The organism is Alteromonas sp. ABV4_150 (assembly GCF_056311745.1).
In genome coordinates, this window is the sequence record NZ_CM149971.1 from 4,330,474 (window position 1) to 4,355,515 (window position 25,042).

General features: G+C 43.6%; 22 protein-coding genes. 7 read left to right on the forward strand and 15 right to left on the reverse strand.

Annotated features, from left to right (window positions below):
* Positions 1 to 77: 77 nt before the first annotated feature.
* The 6 genes from ACYX4M_RS18785 to ACYX4M_RS18810 form a co-directional block, all read right to left on the reverse strand.
* Positions 78 to 1,142, reverse strand: coding sequence for a YcbK family protein (locus ACYX4M_RS18785; protein WP_476081283.1), 1,065 nt, complete (start codon positions 1,140 to 1,142; stop codon positions 78 to 80).
* A gap of 41 nt (positions 1,143 to 1,183) precedes the next feature.
* Positions 1,184 to 2,572, reverse strand: coding sequence for a L,D-transpeptidase family protein (locus tag ACYX4M_RS18790; protein ID WP_476081284.1), 1,389 nt, complete (start codon positions 2,570 to 2,572; stop codon positions 1,184 to 1,186).
* A 280-nt stretch (positions 2,573 to 2,852) separates the two neighbouring features.
* Positions 2,853 to 3,242 carry a hypothetical protein gene (locus ACYX4M_RS18795; RefSeq protein ID WP_476081285.1) on the reverse strand — a complete coding sequence of 130 codons (390 nt, stop codon included), beginning with the start codon at positions 3,240 to 3,242 and terminating at the stop codon, positions 2,853 to 2,855.
* 14 nt (positions 3,243 to 3,256) lie between these two features.
* Positions 3,257 to 3,769 carry a M23 family metallopeptidase gene (locus tag ACYX4M_RS18800; RefSeq protein ID WP_476081286.1) on the reverse strand — a complete coding sequence of 171 codons (513 nt, stop codon included), beginning with the start codon at positions 3,767 to 3,769 and terminating at the stop codon, positions 3,257 to 3,259.
* An 84-nt stretch (positions 3,770 to 3,853) separates the two neighbouring features.
* On the reverse strand, positions 3,854 to 4,342 hold the full coding sequence (locus ACYX4M_RS18805) for a GNAT family N-acetyltransferase (RefSeq protein WP_476081287.1): 489 nt from the start codon (positions 4,340 to 4,342) through the stop codon (positions 3,854 to 3,856).
* 5 nt (positions 4,343 to 4,347) lie between these two features.
* The gene (locus ACYX4M_RS18810) at positions 4,348 to 5,079 is read right to left on the reverse strand and encodes an SDR family oxidoreductase (RefSeq protein WP_476081288.1); all 732 of its coding nucleotides are present in this window, start codon (positions 5,077 to 5,079) and stop codon (positions 4,348 to 4,350) included.
* Positions 5,080 to 5,230: 151 nt separating this feature from the next.
* On the opposite strand from ACYX4M_RS18810, the gene ACYX4M_RS18815 reads away from it, so the two are divergent.
* Positions 5,231 to 6,709, forward strand: coding sequence for an ATP-binding cassette domain-containing protein (locus tag ACYX4M_RS18815; RefSeq protein WP_476081289.1), 1,479 nt, complete (start codon positions 5,231 to 5,233; stop codon positions 6,707 to 6,709).
* Between the two features lie 223 nt (positions 6,710 to 6,932).
* Here ACYX4M_RS18815 and ACYX4M_RS18820 read toward each other — a convergent pair whose 3' ends face one another.
* The 3 genes from ACYX4M_RS18820 to ACYX4M_RS18830 all read right to left on the reverse strand — a co-directional run bounded on the left by ACYX4M_RS18820 (position 6,933) and on the right by ACYX4M_RS18830 (position 9,858).
* Positions 6,933 to 7,616: a DUF1826 domain-containing protein gene (locus ACYX4M_RS18820; RefSeq protein WP_476081290.1), complete on the reverse strand. Its 684-nt coding sequence runs from the start codon at positions 7,614 to 7,616 to the stop codon at positions 6,933 to 6,935.
* Between the two features lies 1 nt (position 7,617).
* The gene (gene zigA, locus ACYX4M_RS18825; protein ID WP_476081291.1) at positions 7,618 to 8,820 is read right to left on the reverse strand and encodes a zinc metallochaperone GTPase ZigA; all 1,203 of its coding nucleotides are present in this window, start codon (positions 8,818 to 8,820) and stop codon (positions 7,618 to 7,620) included.
* A gap of 81 nt (positions 8,821 to 8,901) precedes the next feature.
* Positions 8,902 to 9,858, reverse strand: coding sequence for a GlxA family transcriptional regulator (locus tag ACYX4M_RS18830; RefSeq protein WP_476081292.1), 957 nt, complete (start codon positions 9,856 to 9,858; stop codon positions 8,902 to 8,904).
* Between the two features lie 125 nt (positions 9,859 to 9,983).
* On the opposite strand from ACYX4M_RS18830, the gene ACYX4M_RS18835 reads away from it, so the two are divergent.
* Positions 9,984 to 10,508 (forward strand): cysteine hydrolase family protein, encoded by a 525-nt coding sequence (locus ACYX4M_RS18835; protein ID WP_476081293.1) that lies wholly within the window; start codon positions 9,984 to 9,986, stop codon positions 10,506 to 10,508.
* 109 nt (positions 10,509 to 10,617) lie between these two features.
* Here ACYX4M_RS18835 and ACYX4M_RS18840 read toward each other — a convergent pair whose 3' ends face one another.
* Both ACYX4M_RS18840 and ACYX4M_RS18845 read right to left on the reverse strand, forming a co-directional pair.
* Positions 10,618 to 11,925 carry a short-chain fatty acid transporter gene (locus tag ACYX4M_RS18840; protein ID WP_476081294.1) on the reverse strand — a complete coding sequence of 436 codons (1,308 nt, stop codon included), beginning with the start codon at positions 11,923 to 11,925 and terminating at the stop codon, positions 10,618 to 10,620.
* 67 nt (positions 11,926 to 11,992) lie between these two features.
* Positions 11,993 to 16,126, reverse strand: coding sequence for a hybrid sensor histidine kinase/response regulator (locus tag ACYX4M_RS18845; protein ID WP_476081295.1), 4,134 nt, complete (start codon positions 16,124 to 16,126; stop codon positions 11,993 to 11,995).
* A 376-nt stretch (positions 16,127 to 16,502) separates the two neighbouring features.
* Here ACYX4M_RS18845 and ACYX4M_RS18850 point away from each other — a divergent pair, with 376 nt between their 5' ends.
* Positions 16,503 to 16,844: a carboxymuconolactone decarboxylase family protein gene (locus tag ACYX4M_RS18850; protein ID WP_039222723.1), complete on the forward strand. Its 342-nt coding sequence runs from the start codon at positions 16,503 to 16,505 to the stop codon at positions 16,842 to 16,844.
* A 458-nt stretch (positions 16,845 to 17,302) separates the two neighbouring features.
* Here ACYX4M_RS18850 and ACYX4M_RS18855 read toward each other — a convergent pair whose 3' ends face one another.
* The 3 genes from ACYX4M_RS18855 to ACYX4M_RS18865 form a co-directional block, all read right to left on the reverse strand.
* Positions 17,303 to 17,596 carry a YfcL family protein gene (locus ACYX4M_RS18855; protein WP_476081296.1) on the reverse strand — a complete coding sequence of 98 codons (294 nt, stop codon included), beginning with the start codon at positions 17,594 to 17,596 and terminating at the stop codon, positions 17,303 to 17,305.
* Positions 17,597 to 17,715: 119 nt separating this feature from the next.
* On the reverse strand, positions 17,716 to 18,879 hold the full coding sequence (locus ACYX4M_RS18860; protein ID WP_476081297.1) for an ATP-NAD kinase family protein: 1,164 nt from the start codon (positions 18,877 to 18,879) through the stop codon (positions 17,716 to 17,718).
* Positions 18,876 to 19,490, reverse strand: coding sequence for an elongation factor P hydroxylase (locus ACYX4M_RS18865; protein WP_476081298.1), 615 nt, complete (start codon positions 19,488 to 19,490; stop codon positions 18,876 to 18,878). Before ACYX4M_RS18865 ends, ACYX4M_RS18860 begins: the two co-directional genes overlap by 4 nt.
* A gap of 154 nt (positions 19,491 to 19,644) precedes the next feature.
* On the opposite strand from ACYX4M_RS18865, the gene ACYX4M_RS18870 reads away from it, so the two are divergent.
* The 4 genes from ACYX4M_RS18870 to ACYX4M_RS18885 all read left to right on the forward strand — a co-directional run bounded on the left by ACYX4M_RS18870 (position 19,645) and on the right by ACYX4M_RS18885 (position 24,457).
* Positions 19,645 to 20,355 carry a DUF8198 family protein gene (locus ACYX4M_RS18870; RefSeq protein WP_476081299.1) on the forward strand — a complete coding sequence of 237 codons (711 nt, stop codon included), beginning with the start codon at positions 19,645 to 19,647 and terminating at the stop codon, positions 20,353 to 20,355.
* Between the two features lie 106 nt (positions 20,356 to 20,461).
* Positions 20,462 to 20,911, forward strand: a complete 450-nt coding sequence (locus ACYX4M_RS18875) for an acyl-CoA thioesterase (protein WP_476081300.1) — start codon at positions 20,462 to 20,464, stop codon at positions 20,909 to 20,911.
* The gene (locus tag ACYX4M_RS18880; protein WP_476081301.1) at positions 20,908 to 22,128 is read left to right on the forward strand and encodes a retropepsin-like aspartic protease family protein; all 1,221 of its coding nucleotides are present in this window, start codon (positions 20,908 to 20,910) and stop codon (positions 22,126 to 22,128) included. Before ACYX4M_RS18875 ends, ACYX4M_RS18880 begins: the two co-directional genes overlap by 4 nt.
* Positions 22,129 to 22,207: 79 nt before the next feature.
* Entirely contained in the window at positions 22,208 to 24,457 is a 2,250-nt protein-coding gene (locus tag ACYX4M_RS18885) for a tetratricopeptide repeat protein (RefSeq protein WP_476081302.1), read from the forward strand.
* A 71-nt stretch (positions 24,458 to 24,528) separates the two neighbouring features.
* On the opposite strand, the gene ACYX4M_RS18890 is transcribed toward ACYX4M_RS18885, so the two are convergent.
* On the reverse strand, positions 24,529 to 24,891 hold the full coding sequence (locus ACYX4M_RS18890) for a HopJ type III effector protein (RefSeq protein ID WP_476081303.1): 363 nt from the start codon (positions 24,889 to 24,891) through the stop codon (positions 24,529 to 24,531).
* Between the last annotated feature and the right edge of the window lie 151 nt (positions 24,892 to 25,042).

Genomic DNA, 25,042 nt, shown 5'->3' on the forward strand with positions numbered 1-25,042 from the left:
TCGCTAAAACGCCCGCATGTAACGGGCGTTTTAGCTAATCGAAAATGAAATGCAATTGAGATACAGCGATTATCTGCTTAAGGCTTTCTCCATCGCGCTTTAATACCACGGGTGTCGATATGAATGAATGGACCTCGGTGAGGTTTAGGCCCGTAAACCCCCATACCACCGATTAAGCCTTTATATTCGCTGCGTTTATTTAGCTCTGCTATCATGTTGGCCATAACGTCAGCATCTGCAATATTTACTACCCCATCGCCGTTCAAGTCGTCCATTCTGTAGTTACCGTCATTATCGACAAAAATGTCGGCAGCATCGCCATATACATGTCGACTAAATTTAACGTTGCCGATTGCTTTATTATATTGAGGCGTTCTGTATCCGCTCATGATCACCATATTTGAAACGTGAATATTGTTCATATTCATTTCCCTTCTAAGCATTTCCAGCTTTAAAAGTAGAGATGGACGAAGATATACGAACTTAGGATAACCAGAGCGCTGTTTACTGGTGAACTCTTTTAATGTGAAATGGGGAGACAATAATAAGTCTTGGTTTTTTTGGGTAACTTCAATAAAGCCTTCGGGTTCAACGTAAACGTCTTTATTTTTAACTTCGCTTTCATCTGGGTAAGGCCCTATATGATAATATTTTAGGCGTCCTCCTTGGACTTCCTCGGCAGGAACCATCACAAATACATTCAGTGACATATTAACCAGCCCGTCTTCGCTTCTTATTTCTAGGCGCTGTTCACCCGGCGTATCTTTCGCCTGCCAGTGCCAGGTCATAGACTCGGATTTCTCAACCATTACGCCGTTTTCAAACAACTGATAGGTTTTGTCCGGTTGCGGATAAATAATTTCTAGTTCAGTAATTTCTTCAGGTAGCACAAATAAAGAAAAGACGTTATAAGGCACCACAATATTATTGATCTTTAAACTAAATTCCGCGTCTTCTAAATGCGCTCTATTCTCAACGACAACTGGCTCATGTGGCGCTACTTGAGTACTTCTTTTGGGAACATTCTGTTGAACTATCTCATCGCTTTTTGCATCGGTGCCCTGTACAAAAGCATGCACAAAATGTGAAGGCAAAAGTAATGCGAATGCCACTACCGAAGCTGTTAAGTTATTCACTATCATTGTCATATACCTTGTTACCACTATCATTCGTTTATATTCTTTTACAGAGACGCTACCTGCGTAAGCGATTCAGCGTCACGTCTATCGCGCTGATAAATATCATTCCTAAAGTTCACCGTACCGTCTTGGTCAGCCCACGCGGTCCAATACACCAAATGGATAGGCAAAGGCTCTTCAAGGTGAAAGGTTCTTGACTGGCTTAAATCACGGGCTGATATAACGTTGTCCATTAGACTCTCTACGCCCTGCTCTTCTGCAATTAACTTTGCTAGTGAAAAAGGGTCTTCCAATCTAATACAGCCGTGTGACGCAGCGCGGTTTGTTTCATTAAACCACTGTTGATAGGGCGTATCGTGCACGTACACAGCGTGTCGATTCGGGAATAGATATTTAACTTTGCCTAACGGATTTTTTTCGTTGGGAAGCTTTACTAAAAAATGGTCAAACTGATAAGGCTTTATGTTTTTCCAATCGATTGTATTGGAGTCAACCAACTCATCATCAACGAAACTGTTTTTGCGAATAACAATGTTGTTCTCTTCCAAGTAATGAGGGTTATCTGCTACTTTTGGGGCGATCTCTTTAGTCGCGATCGAAAGGGGTATACGCCATTCCGGGTTAACCACAAACTTTTCGATATGATCGCTAAATGAAGGCGTAGCCCAGCTTGGCTTGCCTACTACTACATCTTTAGTGGCTTTTACTCTACCTTGACTAATATAACGAAGGCGGAATTCTGGAATGTTAACTAACACATAAGCATCGCTGTCTTTTTCTTCAAACATTTCCAAGCGTGTGATATTAAGGGCTAACTGCTGAACTTTTTCTTCTGCAGTCACATTTAGCGCAGCAAGCGTATTCCTACCCACTACACCATCGACTAGAAGGCCATGACGACGTTGAAAATCCTTTACTGCATTTTCAACTTCTTCGTTGAAAACGCATGGAGCGGAGTTGGCTACCGTTAATGCATGAGTACAGTTTGTATCTATCGAGGGGTATTCTCTTCCTAAGCGGGAGATAAGCGCACGTATAACTTGACTCTGCTTTTCGCCATTAGTTGTATTGTTATTGCGTGTGGCCTTTCTTAGCGCACCGTTTTCAAGAACTGATTCTGAATCTAGGGTTTTCCAGCCGCCCTGTTGGGCAATAGAAGAGTAGAAAGCATAAGCGCTTTTCATTTGCTTTAACTGTGCTTGTAACGCTGAGGTTGTACTCGCTTCTTCCAAAGCTGCAGGTGTTGGAGTGGAAACGGTCGAGGCAACACCTACCAAAGGTAACCAGAAAGAAGCTGCAGCAATAACGAGGTTTCTCGCTATGCTAGAAGTTCGTTTGCTAGGCGCTAAGGAGTGACCAAAAACGTTCACTTCCAATTGGTTACTATGGCGCAATTGAACAGTATGCTTGACGGCTCGATGTTCGGTTTCCATTGATCTTTTCCTTGAAAATACACACATTGACAAGATCGCAAAACGAATGCCAAGGAATAAGAAGAAGCACAAGCCTTTGAAAAGTATGGTTTATTTAAATAAGAAGAAAATAACAGGGTTTAGATAATAGAATTATTATGTGTAGGTAATTCAGCGCTTCAGTAATATTTTTACGGGAAAAGGTTAGAAAATAGCCGTAAATTTTACAAACTAGATATCTTTCAAAATGATGTTAGATAGAATTTTTACGATTGAAAATCGCATTTGCTTTAAGCGAAAATCAATTACCACTAGCAACTAATAAAAATCTGTAGCGCCACTCACACGAACCAAGTATTGCTACAAACATGCACTCGGCACTAATAAAAAGCAGTGCGAATATACTCGCTTGTTCGTAATAAGTGAGAAGAATTCCTACACATGTAACCACCCAAAGAAAGTTTGCAATAGCTAAAGCCGTTACTTCATTAAGTGACCTAATGCGTATAAGGGCAAGCCTCAATGCGTTTATGCCATAGCATAAATTCGCACCCGCTAAGAATAGAATAAGCCCTTTCGGCAGTTGGTAGAAGTCGCTCGCTATATTTTGGAAAAGCAGAAGCAATAAGCCAGTACTCGTTCCTGCGATACCATCAACATGAAGTATGTATTCACCTAAAGATGCTCTCATCCTTGCATTTGCGCCTACAGCAACTTTTCGTGAGGATTAAGAAAAAACATTTTTTTCCAACCTTGAGGTTCAGACGTTGCTTTCCATGGCAAAGGAATAAGAGAAACTATCGAGTAGTGAAGGTGGGGCTGCTTACCTTTGGCATTGCCAGTATCGCCAAGGGTTCCCACTTGATCTTTTTGAGATAACCAACCCCCTTTCTTCACTGTAACTTCTTGCATATGAGCGTAATAATGCACGCGCCACTTAGGGCCTAGAACCGCGACAACGTTCCCTCCTTTTCCCAATTCGCCTGTGTAGATAACGTAGCCAGAGGTAGCGGATTGAACAGGCGTGCCTTTTGCACCGAAGATGTCTACACCTTTGTGCACACCAGAGCTGCCCCATGGCTCATACCAAAACGTATTGTGATTCCAGTCGTTAGAGGATGCCCCCTCTACTGGAATTACAAGTTTTTCTGGAATTACTAGCCCCGCGCAAATGAATACCAGAAAAATTAGTAAAATTGATATGATCGTTTTTTTCACAAAAGTTCCTTTTTATAGGTCGCACCTTTCGAAGGTTGTTTTCTCAGACTCAGATAAACACTTTATTGGGGAATTACCTTCTAGCTATCTCAAGGTGGTAAAAATATGGCTATCGTAAAACTGTCCATTTTTGAAAATGGCGCGTTGCAATATCGCTTCCTGCTTGAACCCTGCATTTAGCAGCAGCTTTTGCGAAGCAAAATTCGATGAAAATACGCAGGCAAAAATACGTTCTATATTTGTGTTTGAAAAAGTAAGCGCAATAATTTGGCGCAGCGCCTCGCGCATAATGCCTTTTCGCCAATGTGATGAGCAAAGCCAGTATCCAACTTCTCCAGACCTCTCATATTCAAAGTTACCTGGGTTAACACCAATACACCCTACTAACTCGCCCTCATACTCAACAGCTCTTATAAAGCCTTGGGTACTACCCTCTTGAACCCACCACATTGCATCTTCTTTTGTATAAGGGTTAGGAATTTTTGTCGAAAGATATTGAGTAACCGACGGTTGATTTAAAATATCTACCAGCCTACCTACATCGCTCGTTTTAAAATCTCTGAGTGTTACCATGCGCCTTACTTCCCACCCGCTGAATAAACAGACGTCCCAGTAACATACGAAGACTGAGGTGACAGAAGCCAGGCTATCGCCTGTGCGACTTCGTTAGCTGTACCGCCCCGCTGCATAGGTATTTGTGAGCGCAACCGCTCAACTCTGCCAGGTTCACCACCATCGGCATGAATGTCTGTTTTGATAAACCCGGGCCTAACGCTATTCACACGAATATTCTTTGCGGCAAGTTCTAAGGAAAGCCCTTTAGTAAATGAATCCATAGCTCCTTTCGATGCGGCATAATCTACGTATTCAAAGGGCGCACCTGTACGAGATGCTATGGATGAAACGTTAACTATTGCGCCACCCGTAACATTTTGTTTGACGAAAGCTTTTGAGCACAAAAATGCACTAAAAACATTGGTATTAAGTACTTTGGTGAAGCGCTCTGCACTGATGTTAAATAACTCAGTTTTGGTAAATAAAATGCCCACATTGTTTACCAAATGCGTTATCTCACCCCATCGGCTGTTCACAGTCTTAAACATGTTCAGCACTTGCGCTTCATCTGAAACATCGGCTTTATGGGCAAATGCAACGCCACCACTTTCGGCTATTGACGCGCACACGCTATCCGCAGCATTTTTATCTGATAGGTAATTAATGCAAACCTTATAAGCGCTACTTCCTAACAATTTAGCGGTTGCGGCACCTATACCACGGCTTGCCCCTGTAACAATGACTACCTTGCTCAAAAATTTATTCCCTTAATCGACTGTAGAGTGTAGCGCTTAGCTCATAAGACTAACTTACCAGCTGACTCCGTCTTCAGAAAGTCTTATTCACCATTGACAGGTAAACAGAAAACTTCACAATAGTTCTACTTCTTATCCACTCGCAATCGTAATGCTGTATCTTTCCGAATTTCAAACAAAGCTTCCTAATCAATATATTACCCCTGCATTTTCGTTAACACTAAATAACGAAAAACCACCCTCGCACGTCCTTATTGCAGGCAGAAACGGTAGCGGGAAGTCACTTTTAATTTCCGCGCTTGCCGGTAGTGGGAAGGTAGCAAGCGGTAGTCGTGAATGCAGTTCGGTTGTTGCAGAGGTATCGGTTTTTAAACAGCAAGCGATAATTGAAGAAGAAAAACAAAAAGACAGTGCGGATATTTTAGACGTAATAGCTGAGCCAACACAGGTTCGCGAACTATTCGCACAGACTAATAAGGATTATCAAAACCACCCTTATTACGATGAACTCGCCTCTGCTCTAAGAATTGAGCATTTGCTAGATAATGCGTTTCTTTCACTTTCAACAGGTGAAACCCGCAAGATTATTATCATGTTGGCATGGTTAAGTAATGCCTCTATTATTTTGCTTGATGAGCCCTTCGAAGGTTTAGATGTTGAAGCGATAAGTGCATTTAGCCGCTTTCTTGTTTATCAACAACAAGCTTCGCTGATAATGACCGCCAACAAGCTTGCAGACATTCCTGAGGGCCTTAACGCACAACTCATTGTGATGGATAATCTAGCTATTACGTGGAAATCTGACGGCACACTAAACTGTGATGACTTGCGCTCAGAGTTAAGCACCTGGTTTGCGCTGGAGTCTGATGATATCGATGTACCAGCAGCGCTTAGCGCAAACGACACGAACCGCGAGGACCAAGATCACATTAACCAGAACAGCGAACTTGACTCCCTACCCCATACCTTAATCCAGCTGAATGACGGTTTCGTGCGCTTCGATGAGCGAACCGTATTTGAAAAGCTTAACTTCACCCTTAACAAAAATGAGCATTGGCAGATCACTGGTCCAAATGGGTCAGGAAAAACCTGTTTGCTTCAAATGTTTACCGGTGATAATTCCCATTGTTATACCAACGATTTAACAATGTTTGGCATAAAACGTGGCACAGGCGAGAGCATATGGGACATTAAAAAGCACATTGGAATTATGTCTAATGCGCTCCATATGCAGTACAAAGTGAACGCAAGTGTTGAGCACGTCATCATTTCAGGCTTTCACGACAGCATTGGTCTGTATACCCGCCCCACGCTAGCGGAGCGCATGGTAGCAGAGCAGTGGCTTGAAGTACTGGGTTTGAAACAGAAAAAGAACACGCCGTTTCAGTCACTGTCCTTTGGTGACCAGCGATTAGTACTTATTGCACGTTCTATCGTTAAGCACCCCGCCGTGCTTATTTTGGATGAACCTTGCAATGGTTTAGACGACTTCAACCGCCAAAAAGCGCTTAAGCTTATTGATATATTGGCTAAAGCAGGCACAAGTACACTGCTGTATGTAAATCACCATGCAGAAGAACGCATTCCTAGCATTCACAATACGTTAAATATGAAAGACTATAATGTTTAAGGGTATATGTTGAAAAACTTGGCTTTTCAGGTCTTCGCTATAAAGGTGTGGCACTTGCCTGTTAGACAATTAGCCTTAAAGCTGGGAGCTTAAAAGCGGATATTTAAGAAGATTAGCGAGGCTAGGTACCAAGAGAGAAAAAAGCGCTATCACAAGGGAAAACTCATGGAAAAAGTGACAGCGCCGAAGTAACCGAGGGTGAGGTACAATAAGTACTTAAAAACTACATGGGATCCAAGGTAAGCAACGCGCGATGTGTACCAGGTATGACTTTGCAGGAGCGGTGCACGGCGGCAAATTCTTCATGGCCCTGCCACGATTTACCTTTAAGTAAACCCACATCAAACGCGTTCATTTGCCTAACGCTGCTCTCGTGATAGTGCTGGCCCAATCTATTCTTAGCAAGCCCTTGCGTATTCGCGTCGTTAAGACCAATCATTGGGCGTGTAACCACACTTTCTTTCGGCAGCCACTCTGTACCTTCGCCCAAATAGGTATTCACCAACCGAACAGGAATATTGTCCACATGAAAGCTTGGGCACATTGCTGATGAAAGGGGCACTAACCTTACGCCAACACTGTCACAATCAAATAGCGTGGTGAGCATGTCAGACAGCAAATAAATATCGTCAATGGCAGCCTGCTTTCCGGCACTATTTATTCCATCAGGTAAAAGCTTTGCGATTTCCTCTTTCAGTGATGTTAAAGAGAAAACACCGCGAATCCCCATTCCTAATGATTTAAAAACGTCGACATAGTATTGCGAGACAAGTGGAGCTTCAGGCCTTGTCCATACCGCAACGCTAATACCTTTATCAAAGATATCGCCTAACACCATCGCATCGGCACTTGAACGCCAAGAGTCGCTGTATTCAAAGGAAGTAATGTGGTCTTGTAACGCCTGCATATTAGTGCTCCCACGCAGGAAATGGGTCAGGCATTTCAGCCCAAACATGATGACCTTGAATAAGCTGTTCGTCTGTTAACAAGCAACTATCTAACCGCTCGATAATGTCGTTTTTATTAAGCCCTTGTCCGATAAACACCAGCTCTTGACGCATGTCACCGAAGGGCTCCATCCATTGTTCTTCTATCGCTTTAAGGTATTCAGGGTCTTCAGGCCATTGCTCTTTGGGTACGGCTTTCCAAAACAGCCCAGCGGCTCCGTATCTCGCCATACCGCCTGCTTGGCTCCAGCTACCTGCCAATTGAGGGCGTGTTGCTAACCAAAAGAAGCCTTTTGAACGAATTAACTTACCTGCAATGTCTTTACTATGAATAAAGTCATAAAACTTCTGCGGATCGAACGGACGTCGCGCTTCGTACGAAAAGCTGCTTATACCAAACTCTTCAGTCTCTGGTACGTGCTCGCCACGCATTTCTTTCAGCCAACCGGGCGATTGCTGAGCACGCTCAAAGCTAAACCGACCTGTGTTTAATACCTTATCTAGAGGTACTTTCCCATGCTCAATAGGAACTTGAATAGCCTCGGTATTAAGGGTTTGCAGAATACTTTTAAGGCGCGCCAACTCTTGTTCAGAGACTAAGTCGGTTTTGCTTATTAGCAATATATCAGCAAATTCCACTTGTTCGACCAACAAGTCTGCCACACTTCGCTCGTCTTCCTCCCCCAAGCTCTCACCCACTTCGTTGAGAAACTTAGCTTCGTCATAGTCTTTAAGAAAATTCAATGCATCGACAACGGTAACCATAGTATCGAGGCGTGATATTTCCGATAAGCTTTTACCGTCTTCATCGGCAAACGTGAAGGTCTCAGCTACAGGCAAAGGCTCCGAAATACCTGTAGACTCTATTACCAGATAATCGTATTTACCTTCATGCGCTAAACGCTCTATCTCTTCAAGCAAATCTTCTCGCAACGTGCAGCAAATACAGCCATTGCTCATTTCAACTAGCTTTTCTTCGGCTCGATTAAAGCTAACTTCATTTTTCACCGTAGCTGCATCGATATTGATTTCACTCATATCGTTAACAATGACGGCTACTCTTAATCCATCTCGATTATTCAGAATATGGTTTAGAACCGTGGTCTTACCGGCGCCTAAAAAGCCCGATAGTACGGTAACGGGAAGCTGAGTTTGAATAGACATAACGACTCACTAAGTTTCATTTTAAATCTCGAACTCAATAAATGTTATAACATAACAATTAAAATGAAAATAACGATATGATTAATTTATTGCAAAACGCTTGCGGTATTCCACCGGACTAAGCCCATACTCTTTACGGAATATCTTCCTAAATGCGTTGACGTTTTGATAGCCCACGTTGAATGCAATATCAGCAATGCTGCGCGTTGATACTTCAATTTGCTGACAAGCATGATGAAGTCTCAGCTTCTGCAGATAGTCGATGACTGACATACCTAACGCTTGCGCAAATCTTCGCTGTAAGGTTCGCTGACTAACGAAAGTGTGGCTGGCTAAATCGCTAAGAGAAATTGGCTGACTGTAATGGTTTTCCAAGTAATTTTGCGCTTTAACAACGAGAGCATCGCCATGATCTTTTTTAGGTGAAAACTGGTGATAAAAGCCTTGCTCCCTGTAACCTGTATCCACTACCATCTCTTTGGAAAGATTCAAGGCAATGGTGGGTGAACTTAAGGTCGATATGATTTCAAACACAAGATCAATCCACGCCATTCTCCCGCCAGCTGTTATTACGCCCTCCCCGTTTACCACGATAGCCTTAGCATCTAGTTTTGCTGTGGGAAAGGCTGCCATGAAGTGATCGGCAATTCGCCAGTGTGTAGTACACACTTTGTTATCTAAAAAGCCCCCTTTGCCAAGAATAAATGCACCTACGCAAGCAGATGCGAGCAATGCACCTTGGGACTGCATGACTTCCATATAGTTGATGAGTGGTGTGAAGTCATGCTCAAAAAATGTTTCACTCATACTTGGCGGCAAGATGACGACATCAACCAGCGCATTTGAATTTAACTGTTCCGCTTTGTAAATACTCGCGCTAAATGCCACATCAGCGTTGATTTGCTCACACATCGTATTTGCTAACTCTAACATCTCAACAATGCCGTAAAGCGCAGATTGGCTTGCGGTTGGATAGTTTATTACTGCTATTTTTATTTCTTTCATCGTTTCATTGTCGCTCTGTGAACGCTGTCGCATTTGGCGCGCTTTTTGTCATTATCGTCACTCTCTATTACACGTGAAAATCTGCAAAATAGTCAATATCGAGTAAGCACAACTTAAACCGTGCTAGAGACTATTTCTTGGAAAAAGAGGGTAAGACCGTGATTAAACAAGCACTTATTGTTATAGATATTCAAAACGATTACTTTCCTCAAGGGAAGTATCCTTTGCACAAACCAGAGCTTGCGATGCAAGAAACACTTAAAGCGATGGCTATTGCAAAGGAAAAGAGCATTCCGATTATTCACATACAGCACCTTGTGCCTGTTGAGGCAGGAGAAGGGTTGTTTTTCTATGAAGGATCTCATGGCGCTGAAATTCATAAAGAGGTGATAGCCGCAGCCCCGCATGCGCCCATCATCACAAAGCAACACGCCGATTGTTTTGAGAAGACCAATTTAGAAGAAACCTTACAGTCATTGGGCGTAGATGAAATTCTTCTTGCAGGCATGATGACGCACAATTGCGTAACTCACACAGCATTATCGCCAGCAGCAGCCAAATATTCTCCCAAAGTCATTGAGCCTTGCACCTGCACGCGTGACGCCATTGGTCATCTATTAGCGCTGGATTCTATGCAAGTGCGCGGTATTGACATTGTATCGATAGAAACCGCATTCGCTTAATACCGCTTTGCTTCGCTCATCAGGTTATCTATTTTCGTGATGAGCGCTAACAGTTTCTTTTTCGGGATAACCGCTATTTTTTTAGAGAAAGAACATAAAGTTAATTGTCTCACCCAAATCGCAATACCAAGGTAATAATAACGCCTATTACGATAAGCTGAACTAAGCAAAATCCCATAATATCTTTGGCCTTCAGGCCCGCTATGGCAAGCACTGGAAGCGCCCAGAACGGCTGAATCAGGTTGGTCCACGCATCGCCCCACGCCACCGCCATGGCCACTCTATTTATTTCGGCCCCCAGTTCAGCGGCGGCAGGCAAGATTACTGGGGCTTGCACTGCCCATTGGCCTCCACCCGAAGGCACAAAGATATTTACAACGCCTGCGCTGATAAAACTCCACACGGGCAAAGACTCTGCAGATGCAAAGCTAATCAGCCACTCTGACATGGTTTGGGCCAATCCTGATTGCACCATTACCGCCATGATCCCCGCGTAAAATGGGAACTGTATAACAATACCACTACCGCCCTGAACGGCTTGCTGCAGACTGTGCAGTACATTGCGTGGTGTACCATGAAGGACAATTGCAAGGAAAAGAAATAGCGTATTAACGATATTGAGATTAAGCCCGCCCCCTGAAACAAAGTAGCTGATGAGATAAGCAAGCCCTGCAAAGCCTACAAGTAAACCAAGCAACTTGCTGTTTTCAAGTTTATCGGCGGGCCGCTCGTTCGTTGCCGACGGCAAAGCGTCGTCTTGTAGCTTGGCGCTATCGACAATAATGCTTTCAGATTCAGGCGGTAACATTAAACGATTAACAAGAGGAATAACCACGAACATGATTGCCAATAACAGCAAATTAAACCCACTGAAAATAGTCTCTCCAGTGCCAACTACGCCAATCTGTGCTTCTGAAAAATGACCCGGCGTTGCAATAGTTAAGGGCACAGAGCCCGCTAAGCCGCCATGCCATACGACAAAACCTGAATATGCGCTCGCCACCAATAGCCGATAATCTACCGACACTTTTCTTGCAAGTGCTTTTGCGAACAGCGCACCTACAACAAGGCCAAAGCCCCAGTTTATCCAACTGGCCGTAAGTGACACTAAAGTAACCAGTACAATAGCGCTTCCTGGGCTTTTAGCTAGACGGGCGAGACTCTCCAGCAGTGTCTTGACTAGCGGCGTGCATGCCAGCATAAACCCGGTTACTAATACCAAGAGCATTTGCATTGAGAAAGTTAGCAGCCCCCAGAAGCCGTCTCCCCACTGTTGAACTGTGGTAAGTGGTGATTGGTCTTGAATGACAACCGCAAAGACAAGCGTAATGAGCGTTAACAATAAAACGAATATATAGGGATCGGGAAGATATCTTTCGACGAGTTTGACGAAGGGTTTTGATACACGGTTTAGCATTAACGCTCTCACAACTTGTTAAAAACTTGTTGCATATTAACGCGTTTACTTCCTTGTTGGCGAGAGGCTAGTTAATTTTGCTCAGCCACTTCTGTAAGGTTGAAATTACTTTTTGGTTATCGATAGGCTTTGTTAGAAAGTCGTCCATACCTGCTGCCATACACATATCTTTGTCGCTCTGCATGGCATTGGCTGTCATCGCGATAATGGGCGTATTTTTGTAAATATCTCCCGCCGCCCCTTCACGGATGCATTTCGTTGCTTCAAACCCATCCATTTCGGGCATTTGGCAATCCATAATAATTGCGCTGTATCGTGCTTCAAGCTCGCTGCGCTTCAACATGTCTAACGCTTCTAAGCCGTTATTTGCCCCATCTACCTGATACCCTTCGCTTTCGAGCGCATTAGTAGCAACCAGTTGGTTTATCACATTGTCTTCAACTAACAAAATCCGTGCGGCTTCGATATTAAGTGAGCAACACTCAGGTTGTTGTTCTGTTAGGCCTTCATCTAGATGCTGCTCTACAAAGTCTGCAGAATCCACACCCAGCTGCAGTGGATGCACATCGTTTTGAGTACAGGACTTATCAACCGTATTTTCTAGTAGTCTTAGTAAATCTGCTGTCGTTAGGGGTTTGGGGAGACATTCGTCAACTGGCAGCCCTCTATACTCGCTGAAGCTATCGACATCGCTTAATTTGGTCATAAGAATAGTACGACTGAACCTTAAGCTTTCGGCACCGTCGAGGTTCAGCGATTGATTGTCTGGCTCGTGGTCATCAACGACTTTTTCCAAAAACAAAATATCGATACTTAAAGGGCCTTGTTCACTAACCTCATCAGCTAAGTAAAGCGCTGCAGCCTCTTCTATTGATGATGCAGTTAACGCATTCACCCCCCAAAGCCCAAGCTGATTTTGCAAGGTGTGCCTTGTTGATGCATTGCTATCTACTATTAAGCAACGCGTGTTTTCTTTAACAAGTTTTGGTTGCAGTTCCGTGCTTTCATCTGAGCCCGTAACTTTGCATATAACCTGAAAGCAGCTACCTTTACCAAGCTCTGACGTAACACTTATGTCTCCACCCAATAACAGACACAGATTTTTAGTGATACTTAAACCAAGTCCAGTGCCTCCGAAACGCCTCGTTGTAGAAGCGTCTACTTGGGTAAAGGCGTCAAACAAATGAGGAAGTTTGGATTCCGGGATGCCTATACCCGTATCTTTTACAGTTAAGTGAAGCATAGATTCATTTGCAACATCACTTGGAAGCAACTTTGCTGCAATGTATATTTCCCCCTGTTCAGAGAATTTAACAGCATTGCTCAAGAGGTTAGTCAGAATTTGTTGAATTCGGTTTGGATCTGAATATATCTTTGTTTCGCTAATTTCAGAGACATCGACAATCAGCTCTAGACCTTTTTCTTGTGCTGAGTGCGCTACTGATAGCGCAGTGCTTTCCACCAGCTCCCTAAGGTCAAAATCCAAAGACTCTAGTTCAAGCTTACCTGCTTCAATCTTTGAAAAATCTAGAATATCATTGATAAGCACAAGCAGTGAGTTAGCACTGGTTTTTGCAATACTCACGCGCTGGCTTTGTTCTGCTGTTAGGTCACTTTTTTTCAACAGGCCAAGCATGCCTATAACTCCGTTCATCGGTGTCCTAATTTCATGGCTCATATTGGCAAGAAATTCAGACTTCAACTTTGTGGCTTCTTCGGCACGTTCGAGCGCTTGTTTTAAATCGTTCGCCTGGGCTTTTAGCGACGCAGTTTTTTCAGATACCTGCTGTTCTAAGGTTTGAACGAAGCGTTTTTGTTTAGTGATTTCGGTTTGCTGTAGACGGGTGCGCAGATAAATCACCAACACTAGAATACCTAACAAAAATAAACTGTAGATAGTGTAAGCCCACCAGCTTTTCCATGGTGCTACTGCCACATGCAAATTTAATGATAGAGCATCATCACCCCACTCTCCATTTGGCTTCATGGCTTTTACTAGTAACCTGTAGTCCCCCCCATTCAAATTGGTAAACGACACCGAAGTATGATTTCCAATATCAATCCACTGCTCATCGTACCCTTCTAACTTGTATGCAAAGTGGGCGCGCTTAGGGTCTGAAAAATCCAAAAGTGCAAAATCTAATGAAAAAAAGTAGTCTTCATAAGAAAGGTCGATATCAGTGACATAGGACAGTGGCTTATTAAGCTCTACCGATTCCCCCATTTTGTTAAAACCCGTGAGAACTATATTTGCGTTAGCGGTGTCTGTTTGTTCTAGGCTATACTTGAAGTACTCTATCCCCCGTTGACTACTCGTAAAATAAGTATACCCATCCGCTTTAATTAAGCTATCTGAGTAAAAGTTTTTGCCCGCCAAATCTTTAGTACTGTTGTAGCTGATAACATTTTGTGTGTCGGGATTATAAAGAAAAACACCTTTGTTGGTGGTAAGCCACAGCCTACCGTCATTGCCATCGGCGATAGCTCTTATTAAGGTGGTGGGCAGCCCATTTTTCTCGCTAAAATGCTTGAAGGACTTAGACTCTGCTAAATATTGGTACAACCCCGTTTGCGTCGCTATCCATACTTGCCCGTCGCTCGTTTGATGGATATCTTCCACAATGCTATCGACCAAGCTTCCCGTTTGCCCCTCTGCGCCACTGAAGTACGCGAAACTTTTACTATCAACTGACCAAAGATTCACACCTCCGCCCGTGCCCACCCATATATTACCGCTCGCGTCTTTATATAGGCTGTGAATTTCTGGGTGCGTTAAGCCGTCTTTGGTTGTGAGATGCTTGAACTCCCCGGAAAGTCTGTTGTAAATATAGATACCGTGCTTATAGGTACCAATCCAAACGTAGCCATCATTGTCTAGTTCAAGAGCTCTGAACTCACGAAATTGACGATAATTACTGTCAGTCTTGGGATATTCAATTCGGCTTATTGCTTTAGTGCGTCGGTCAACTCTGACTACAAAGTCATCCTGTGCCACCCACAGCAATCCTTCTTGGTCTGGCACTATGATAGGTCTTTCAATAACCCCACGCTCTTTATAACCTTCAAGCTCTTTAAATACCGAGTCGTATTCTTTTTGCAAAAGCTCTTCTTTAACTTTCCACTTGAACACGTCGGCGTTTGCCGTGACGATGAGTACATCGCCATTTTTATCGCTGTCATCAAGTGCTATATCAAGTGCGATACCACTTGGTGCGGTTAATAATTCACTATTGATTTGTTTAATTTTGCCGCGAGGAGAAAATTTAAAAATTCCGTGAACCTCACTGGTAATCCACTTGGTTTTAGTATGATCTTCAAAAATTATGCGAAGGCCATTTTCATAACCAAAGTCGACCTTTTCAACATAGTTCCCCTCTCCGGTATGACGATACAATCCCTCGGTAGTCACGAACCATATTTGACCATCATGGTCCTCAATCATTGAGTTTACTTGACTTAGTGGTTTACCTTCTCGTGTAGTTTGAGGCAGAAAAACACCGGAACTTGGAAAAAACAAGAAGGGCCCATTTTGCGTCGCAACAAATAACTGGTGAGAAGATGTACGAAGCAAGCTGCGTATTTCATTTGCGCCTGTTGCTGTTTTATTTTCTGGTTCAGGCAAGAAATGCTTAGCGTTTAACGTTTTTTTATCGAGTAAATTTACCCCATAGCTGGTCGCTACCCATAGACTATTGGCGTCGTTATCAATAATGTCCCAAATGCGATTGTGGGAAAGACTATTTTTATCCCCTGGTATTTTTTGTACTCGCTGAAATTCTCCATTGCCTAAAAAACGATTAAGCCCTTTGTCGTAAGAGCCTAACCAGATATCACCTGCGTTATCTTGAAAAAGTGACTGAATTCGGTTTGATGACAAAGAATTTGGATCATCAGGCACATTTAAATAGCGCGCATACTGACCGGTTGTGGGGTCGTATTTGTTAACACCACCGCCCCACGTACCCACCCAAATGTTGCCCTCGGCATCCAACATTAAGTTGCCGGCATCGTTATGAGAAAGGCTTTCCTCGTTTTCGCTATTTGACTCAAAGAGCTTAACGTTGCGACCGTCATAACGCATGACGCCATTTTCTGCTGTGCCAAACCAAAGGAAGCCTTGGCGGTCTTGGACTATGGAATAAATTTCTGATGAAACAAAGCCATCTTCAGCGGTTAAAAGTTCGACCGCATATTCGTTCATTAACTTGTTTGACTCCGAAGCAAACACTAACGAAACACAAAACAAATGGATTAGGAAAATTGCAAACGTACGCTCGAGAGAACGTAAAATTTTTGCTGTGTTCGCAGGTGAGAGGAGCTTCAAAATAAGAATCGAGGCGATAAATTAAACTGCCGTGACTTTAGTGCATTCTGGCCTTTCGAACCATTCAACAAAAGGCGCATTTGTACGATTTCCTAGACAGTTATTGACTTACGTCATAGCGCACTATTAACTTTAGACTAAAATAAGTGCACATTGACCGATAAGATTTGCTTTGAACTTTATTTAGATTAAGCCTGAGTATCTATAGATGTTCAAGCCTAATAATCCATTACATTTTCATCAGGGGAGCACTATGACGAAGTCATATAAAGAAATTACAGATAGTTTAAATCCATATCTAGCCGAGGTTAAAAAAGGCGTGCCAGAAGTCATGAAGGGATTTTCTGATATGGCCAAAGCGGCGACCGCCGACGGCGCGTTAGATAAAAAAACGAAAGAGCTTATTGCCCTTGCCATTGGCATCGCAACACGATGTGATGGCTGCATAGGCTTTCATGCTAAAGCGTTAGTGCATTTAGGCGCTACCCGTGAAGAAATCGAAGAAGTGTGCGGTATGTCCGTCTATATGGGAGGCGGCCCATCATTTATGTATGCTGCCGATGCTTTACGTGCTTTTGACGAATTTAGTGAATAATTCTGAATAAAAAAGGCCGAGTAATTTCTCGGCCCTTTCGCTTTAATTGCAGTGTCGCCGATTACAGTGAGTTCATACTCTGTACACTGACAGGCCCAAGCTCAGCGGCTTCAACATCCGCTTTGATTTGTTTCGGCATCACCAATAATTATCCATGTCAACTTTTCTGGATGCAGCACTACTTAAATCGTCCAAAGATAAGCCATTGTACTTTTCGACCAAAGACTCTGAATTATTACATTCTCTATTGAATCTTTGACTTGATAAAAGGCTATACATGACCTCATTGACCGTTTCGAACTGACCAGCCACCACAAAGCGGCTTTTCGCCAATATTAAACATAAACCCATCTGGCGGCTAATAAAGGGTTTCGCTAATGAAACTGTAACGGATTAAAAAAAGAAATAACGACGAACAGGGATATAGTGGTTGTGGGCAGATTAGAGGAAAGCCGCAATTACATTGCGACTAACCGTGACCAAAGTGCTTTTACTTGCTGAGCATCTTCACTTTCTAATTCGTTGTTAGCAAAAGCACTATCAAGGCTTTCAAGCATTTTGTCATTAAGCATCGCAACGGTAGCGTCTTCTTGCATTTCGATTTGGCGCGCCTCTACCGCGAAATGACCTTGCAAGTAGCTGGCAATAAACAATTCGTCATCACTACCGTGATTTACCACGTCATCAAGCGACGCCTCAATATCTGCGATAGCGTTAACGACACTTTCTGGTGCTGCAGCAGGTGGTAACACGTCTTACTCCTTTCTATTGTTAATTTCAGTTCTTTATCTCTAAATTTAAGTTCTCAGTTCAAGATAAAACTTGTTGTTTAAAAGGCAATGAATTAGCTCTGGTACATGGCGTAATGCCTTTATACAGCTTGGCAAAGTACTTTGTCTTTGTAGCCGGTAATAACCGTAAAGGCACCCGCTAATTCAGTATCAAGCGCAGCATCGCTTGAATCTAATCGAAGCGGTTTGCCGTTTAACGCCTGTAGTTTTTGTTTAGTGGCAACGACAAGCATATTCTGTTTGCCAATTTGACGAATAAACGCTGGGCTTAACTGTTGATTTCCGCGCCCCAAAATGTGGCCCTGACCACCGATAACTGTCAAAATCACTTTGGTGGGTTTGTCTTTTGTCAGCGCAATTAGTTCGCTGGCAGTCACGTCACTTGCGATTAACTCGCCTTGTTTAACCACGTCAACACCTAGCAAAGTATTATTTAAGCCAAGGAACTCCATAACCGCACCTACGGTCGAGCCCGAGCCCATTACAAAGTACGTATCAGGCTCATCGTCCATGATTTCGCTGACATATGCCGCAATATCGTCAAGCACCAAGGCCTCGTCTTCTTTGCCGCCCATTTTTACAGCTTGAACGTAAGTGAGTTCAGCGGGTACTCGCATTTCACCATAATGTTTGGCAATAACTTTGCCCTCGCGAAAGGCGTTTTCGTCAATATCTCGAACTTCAGCGTCCATTTCACTTACGAGCTCGCCTGCGATCATTTGACTTACTACCTGCCCTGCCGCTGACGGCGATACACAGTAAACGCCAGAGTGAATTTTACAGCCTGCTGGCACGCCTAGCACGGGCACCTGTGTTCCAACTACGCTGCAGATATTACGGGCTGTGCCGTCCCCGCCAGCAAAAAGCAGCAAGTCGACGTTTGCATCCACCATTGCTTTGGCTGCACGTTCTGAATCTTCGCCCTCGGTTTGTTCGGCATTGGCTGTATAGATGACTTCACAAGGGATACCTAGAGATTCACAGACTGTTTCGCCCATATCGCCTGAAGCTGTAACTACTGTGAACTGACCTGACAACGCTTCTAAAATACTTAGCGCTTTGGCCATTTTTTCGTTAGCTTTTTTCTCTGCTCCCATAGCGAGGGCTTTTTCACGAATATCAGCACCATCGCTACCTTTAAGCGCAAGCGCTCCGCCAATACCGGCAAAGGGGTTAACTATGACGCCTAGCTTGAATGTAGGCTTGTGATCAGACACTGATTGTCTAGTGCTAACTTGACTCATTCAGCAACAACTCCTATCCCGTAACCTATTTCGCTTCTCTCTAGACCTGTTGGCGTATTTTCAGCCAAATTGCTAGGTAAAGCAGATAATTTACTTTTGCTAAACTCAGATAACAGCGCTCGTATAAAACGTTCAGCGCGAGGTGGAAAACCATTAGCTTTATAGGCTTCTAGCTGAGCCGCCACGTTTCGGGTAAAACCTTCTCTGTCGGGCTCAGCACCATTCAAATTATCCGTACTCACCTGAAATTTTCTGCCTGCGGCTTCGGTAAACGCCCATTCAATAGCCTGTGGCTTAATTTCTACTTTTTCAAAGTCTGCTTGCTGCACTGCATCGCGGCCATCAGGGCAATACCAGTAACCGTAATCTTCTAAAAGTCTGCGCTTTTCGCCTGCAATGCACCAATGCGCAATTTCATGTAAGGCACTTGAAAAGAACCCATGAGCAAAGACGATTTGATGATAAGGCTTTTCACCATTTGCAGGGAGGTAAATGGGTTCATCATCACCTAAAACCAAGCGCGTATTAAAGTCTTCAAATGTAGAATCAAACAGGGCTATTAACGCGGGAACGTCTGGGTCAGGCAGAGCGTGATGACTTGCAATCTTCATGTCGGCAAATAAGTTCTATACGAGTGAGCTAAATCAATGGCGGTGGAGTATACCAGCAAAACTTTGTCTTCTCACTTGAAAGGCATGCTGGCATAGGTCAATCTAGGTTTACAAGAGCGAACAAGTCACATTAGTTCAACAGGGAGTTTCTCATTTGGCGCAACAGATAATTAAACATATTCATAGGGTAAATGCCCTTCGTGATTTGGCCAATCAATTGGGTGTAATGCCTATCATTCATCAGCTGCAGCATTGGCAGTGTGAGCGTTTACTGGTCACGCACGACGACTTGGCGCAGCAAAGACGCTATCAAAAAGCCATGGCGTTCTTTGTAGATGAATTGTACGGGCCAAAAGATTTCAGCCAGCGCGACGCTGACTTAGTTCGCGTTATTCCTAAGCTCGCAAAAGTATTGCCAGACAAAGCCATGAACGCCATGGACGACGCATTATCGTTAAATGCACTGTCGTTCGACTTAGACATGGCAATGGCCCAATATTTACAAAGCCATTTTCCTGGGGAGCCCATCAACCGAGATAACTATGCCCTTGCTTATCGCAACGTAGGCAGGATGGAAGACAGAGCGCACCAAATCGATATTATTTCGCACTTGGGCGATCAGCTCTCTGATGTAATAAAGATTCGTGGTATAGGTATGTTGATTTCGCTTTCGCGTCGTCCAGCCAAACTAGCCGGTTTGCTTGCTCTGCATGAGTTTTTAGAGCGTGGTTTTAATGCATTTAAAGCGCTAGGTGATGTGCAAAGCTTTATACAGCCTGTTTTGGTAAGAGAAAAAGCAATTATGCAATCGCTGTTAAGTGACGATTTAACCTTACCAGAAGATAACCCGTTACCTGTGGTATAAGTTGCAAAAACAGAAGCGCAAAAACAGGCGTTCGTAAGGAACGGCGCTACGCCGACGGTAATGAAGCAGCTAGGGTATAAACAAGACACATAAATGAGGAAGAAATTTGAGCTCCACCACGCTAAATTGGATGTTAGACACCCCCTATGTGCAACAATGGCATATCGATGAAACACACATCGATCACTATCAGCACGTGAACAATGTGGCGTACCTGTCGCAGCTAGAAAGCCTCGCGTGGGCACACTCAAACGCCCTTGGCTTACAATTTGCCGATTATCAAGCGCTAAACCGTGGGATGGTGATAAAACGTCACGAGCTTAACTACCACCTTCCTACGCATCTTGGCGATACGTTAGAGTGTGCAACTTGGATAGTCCACTGTGATAAAAAATTGACCTTGAAACGACAATTTCAGTTCATCTGCCCTAAGCGGAATAAAACCGTATTCGATGCTATAACCACATTCGTGTGCGTTAGCCTTGATACCGGCGCGCCAAAGCGGATGCCTAAGCAGTTTGTGGACGTCTATGGAAAGGCGTGTTTAAAACAATGAAGACATGGCTCGCTGTTCTGCTTACCCTGTTTCTATGTGTGTCGTTAGGCACCAATGTTTACCTATGGATTAGCTTAAAGCAGCACAATGACGGCGCTTATAAGCTAGAAGCAGGCTATGAGGATCGTTTACAATATGAAGCAGCGCTAGAAAGTGAGACTCAGGCAAAGGGCAATGTAGAGCCATTTGACAAAATACCTGCATTCACCTCTTCTTCGAACGCTGACAGAACTAACATACCGTCAAATGAGCGTGAAGTTCAGCGCTTATCTTCGCAACAAATTACCCAAAGTGATATAGCAGCCCTAACCACTCTGCTCGAAGACGGACAATATGCATTACTTGCCACTGAGCTTACAAACCTATTAAAAAATGACTCTCTAAACGAATCGCTGCTGTTACTAGAAGCTGAACTAATTGAGTTAACCAAGCCCCTGCCCACAGCGATAGTACACTACTACGACTTGGCTGAACTGCCTCTTTCAAACGAAACACTCACGTTTATATACACAAAAATTGCTACCTTATATCAACAAGCACAGACGCAACTGAGTCAAGACGAACAATGGGAACTGGTGGCTAGATTAAATGAGCCTCTTTATCAACGCATACCCGACGCAAAACACTACACCCTAAATTTGGCTGAAGCTTATGCTTACCAGCAAAAGCTTACGCTAATGGAAGATGTACTCGCTGCTCTGCCGATAAACGATAGAGACGCCAATATCATTCGCGATAAAGCCTATGACATGCGCGATATTGCTAATGCCGACACTACACCGAACAACAGTGAACTAACGCCGCCAGACGGGGAGAACGCACGTTATGAAACTCGCTTAGCTTTGCAGCGTATTGGTGACCAATATCGCCTTGAAGCAAAGGCGCTTAACCAAAAAGCCACCATGATTTTAGATACGGGTGCCAGTACCACAGCAATATCGTCACGGTTATTCGCTCGCTTGGGTCGTATGCGAAACCTCACGTTTATCGGTAACTTCAACGTGAGAACCGCCTCAGGAACTATTGAAGCACCACTAGTACAAATACCGCGATTTTACTTTGCGGGCTACGAGTTCAACGATGTTTCTGCCATCGTGCTGCCCGAAGACGCATTACCCGATGCTGATGGATTGTTGGGAATGAACGTCTTAGGCCAATTTGACTTTGCGATAATGCCCCAGTCTAGTGAATTGATTTTGACTGAGCGTGATAATTAGCGCGCAAACTTTGTTTACCGCTACTCGTGCCTCTGTGATAAAGTTCAGAGAGTTCACAAATATTCAGACAGCAGTTGTAATGCCACGGTTGGTTTTTCTTTTAAGCATAATTTATCTATCAAGTTTAGTTAAAATTTTACACGCACAAGAGTATGCTAATTGTGTGAGCTGCCATCAGGAACAGGTTACGTTGTGGCAACAATCAGACCACGCGAAAGCAATGGCCCATGCTAATGATAAAACCGTGCTTGCCAATTTCGATAATGTTTCTATAACTCACTTCACACAGAAGGCACGTTTTTTCAAAAACGAAAATAAATTTTTTGCCGAGCTTACAGAAGCAGGAAGTACGAATATCTATCCAATTACTTATGTTTTTGGTCATTTTCCGTTGCAGCAATACCTCATCGAAACACAAGTAGGTAAACTTCAAGTTTTTCCTTTTGCTTGGGATGCTCGAGACAAATCAAAAGGCGGCCAACGTTGGTACCCCAATTATCCATCTGAGGATATTACTCCTAAAGATAGGTTGCATTGGAAACAACCGATGCAAAACTGGAATGGTATGTGTGCAGACTGCCACTCAAGCGGTTTAAAGCGTAATTTTGATACTAAGACGCTTACATTCGACAGCCAGTTTGATGAAATCAATGTGTCGTGCGCATCCTGCCACGGTGATATGGCATCGCATTATGCTGCAAATACAACAAGCGTTAATGACAGCGAACCAAATAAAAAGGGCAACGTTACGCATGTTGAAGAAGCTAAGCACCATAGGTCATCGCTCACTTCTCGCGACCTGTCTCTAAATGAACAACAAGCAATTGGAAAGTGGCTGTTAAAAGATGGAAGCAACATCGCTACTTGGCACGAACAAAAAAATGGCGAATTTATTCCTGCAAAACGAGACAATCGGTTCATGGAAACATGCTATGCGTGTCACTCTCTGCGCACCTCACTTTCTGACGGAATAGACCCTAAAAAACCTTTCCTAGACCAGTTCTCACCCTCGCTTCTTATTTCACCATTGTATTTTGCCGATGGGCAAATACGTGAAGAGGTTTATGTTTACGGCTCTTTTTTACAAAGCCGCATGTATGAAGCTGGTGTTAACTGTATAGACTGCCACAACCCACACTCTATGAAGCTCAAAATAGAGGGAAATGGTTTGTGCCTTCAGTGTCACTCGGCATCGGCTTATGAAGGTGAAAAGCATACAAAGCATCTGGGGAGTGAAAATGTAAATCAGTGCGTAAACTGCCACATGCCTACGCGCACCTATATGGGTGTCGATGCACGGCGGGATCATAGCTTTAGTATTCCAACTCCCCACGTTTCTTCGACTACTGGCGCACCCAACGCATGTTTAAACTGTCACGACCAAGATAATGATTGGGTATCAGAAAAGCTAATCAACTGGTATGGCAAAGACTCTACACTAAACAAACAAGAAGAAAACTATATCTCTCTTATGCAGGGTAATATTCATAGTAAGCAAGCTGTGCTGCGTATTGCCCATTCGTCGTCTCTTCCAGTTATAAAACGGGCTACTGCGCTGAGCTTGTTGGCATCGTCTAACCAGTCACTTACTGATAAAGACTTACAAAAATTTATTCTGCATGAAGAGCCTTTGATAAGACTGGGGGCGGCGCAAGCCGGTCGTGCCCTTCTTCCTAATGAACGAACGAAAACGTACGCAAATCTACTTGATGATAAATATAAAGCTATACGAGTAACGGCAGCTAATAACTTGCTAGGTCTGGGCTTCAACACACCGAACTTCAAAAAAGCGCTAAAAGAGCTTAGGTTGTCGAATACCGTAAATCAATGGCGGGGCGAAGGTAACCTCAATCAAAGTCTGGTTGAATATCAGCTCGGCAATATTTATCAAACAGAAAAGCTGCTAAAACGAGGTCTAACTGTAGACCCTTACTTTGAGGCGAACTACATCAACTTGGCCGAATTGTATCGCGCTCAAAATAAACTTCTGTTAGAAGAACAAACCCTCCTTGATGGAATGAGCAATTTACCTAATAGCGCGCTCATCCATTATTCGTTAGGCATGCTGCATGTTCGTAAACAGGATAAAGCAACTGCAGTTACACTTTTCAAAAAAGCAACAGAACTTGACCCTGAGAACCCACAAAATTGGTATATTTACGCCCTTGCTTTAGATAGTGTAGGTCAAACGAAAAGCGCACTCAACGTACTAAAAAAAGCCATAAAGAGACAGCCTGATAATTCGCTTATCAGCTTGGGGCTGTCACTTTCACAAAAAATAGGCGATGAAGCGTCGTCCCGCTTATTCCAGTCTAAAGCTAGGCGGTAGACAACTTGCCGCATTACTGAGGTCATGCTTTGCATGTCCTAATAGGCAAGCGTACTACCTGTAAAAAGCCACTAATCAGCATTTACTACAACTAAGGGAAACGTCTCAAACGCCACGCCTTCATGCCCTGTTTTCATAAAGTTGCGGATATTGGCGTGGTCGTTGCCATCGGGGTTATTGAGTACGTCTTCACGATAAAAGCGCCCAAACAAAGCCAGTGTTTGTGCTTGGTTTAGGTTTAAATACCGACCCAGTGCAAGCAGCTTGCATGAGCCATTATTCTGGTTAGCTTCGTTTGTTACATCACCATTGGTGAACGCGGTTGGCGTAAAAGCAAACGCGCTATCAACGAGCGCGATAACGTCGTTAAACTCGATAGTCTCTGGTGAATTGCTAACGGCTTGGACTAAGTTTTGAGTGTTGCTGAACGTCATATTTATCTCAGTGAAAAAGGAAAACGATAATAGCAGGTCTAGGTAACTTCAACAGGCTAAAACAGGTGTGGTTTCGGTATTTTCATAAAAACTACAGCTTTCGGCGGCTGGAAAAAATAAACCCCTCTGAAAAAAGAGGGGTTTATTATCA

What these genes read in the sequence shown, in the direction of transcription:
- ACYX4M_RS18785 (WP_476081283.1), bottom strand. Translation starts at nt 1,142, where the DNA reads ATGATAGTGAATAACTTAACAGCTTCGGTAGTGGCATTCGCATTACTT.
- ACYX4M_RS18790 (WP_476081284.1), bottom strand. Translation starts at nt 2,572, where the DNA reads ATGGAAACCGAACATCGAGCCGTCAAGCATACTGTTCAATTGCGCCAT.
- ACYX4M_RS18795 (WP_476081285.1), bottom strand. Translation starts at nt 3,242, where the DNA reads ATGAGAGCATCTTTAGGTGAATACATACTTCATGTTGATGGTATCGCA.
- ACYX4M_RS18805 (WP_476081287.1), bottom strand. Translation starts at nt 4,342, where the DNA reads ATGGTAACACTCAGAGATTTTAAAACGAGCGATGTAGGTAGGCTGGTA.
- ACYX4M_RS18815 (WP_476081289.1), top strand. Translation starts at nt 5,231, where the DNA reads ATGCTGTATCTTTCCGAATTTCAAACAAAGCTTCCTAATCAATATATT.
- ACYX4M_RS18820 (WP_476081290.1), bottom strand. Translation starts at nt 7,616, where the DNA reads ATGCAGGCGTTACAAGACCACATTACTTCCTTTGAATACAGCGACTCT.
- zigA (WP_476081291.1), bottom strand. Translation starts at nt 8,820, where the DNA reads ATGTCTATTCAAACTCAGCTTCCCGTTACCGTACTATCGGGCTTTTTA.
- ACYX4M_RS18830 (WP_476081292.1), bottom strand. Translation starts at nt 9,858, where the DNA reads ATGCGACAGCGTTCACAGAGCGACAATGAAACGATGAAAGAAATAAAA.
- ACYX4M_RS18840 (WP_476081294.1), bottom strand. Translation starts at nt 11,925, where the DNA reads ATGCTAAACCGTGTATCAAAACCCTTCGTCAAACTCGTCGAAAGATAT.
- ACYX4M_RS18845 (WP_476081295.1), bottom strand. Translation starts at nt 16,126, where the DNA reads ATGAACGAATATGCGGTCGAACTTTTAACCGCTGAAGATGGCTTTGTT.
- ACYX4M_RS18850 (WP_039222723.1), top strand. Translation starts at nt 16,503, where the DNA reads ATGACGAAGTCATATAAAGAAATTACAGATAGTTTAAATCCATATCTA.
- ACYX4M_RS18860 (WP_476081297.1), bottom strand. Translation starts at nt 18,879, where the DNA reads ATGAGTCAAGTTAGCACTAGACAATCAGTGTCTGATCACAAGCCTACA.
- ACYX4M_RS18865 (WP_476081298.1), bottom strand. Translation starts at nt 19,490, where the DNA reads ATGAAGATTGCAAGTCATCACGCTCTGCCTGACCCAGACGTTCCCGCG.
- ACYX4M_RS18880 (WP_476081301.1), top strand. Translation starts at nt 20,908, where the DNA reads ATGAAGACATGGCTCGCTGTTCTGCTTACCCTGTTTCTATGTGTGTCG.
- ACYX4M_RS18885 (WP_476081302.1), top strand. Translation starts at nt 22,208, where the DNA reads ATGCCACGGTTGGTTTTTCTTTTAAGCATAATTTATCTATCAAGTTTA.
- ACYX4M_RS18890 (WP_476081303.1), bottom strand. Translation starts at nt 24,891, where the DNA reads ATGACGTTCAGCAACACTCAAAACTTAGTCCAAGCCGTTAGCAATTCA.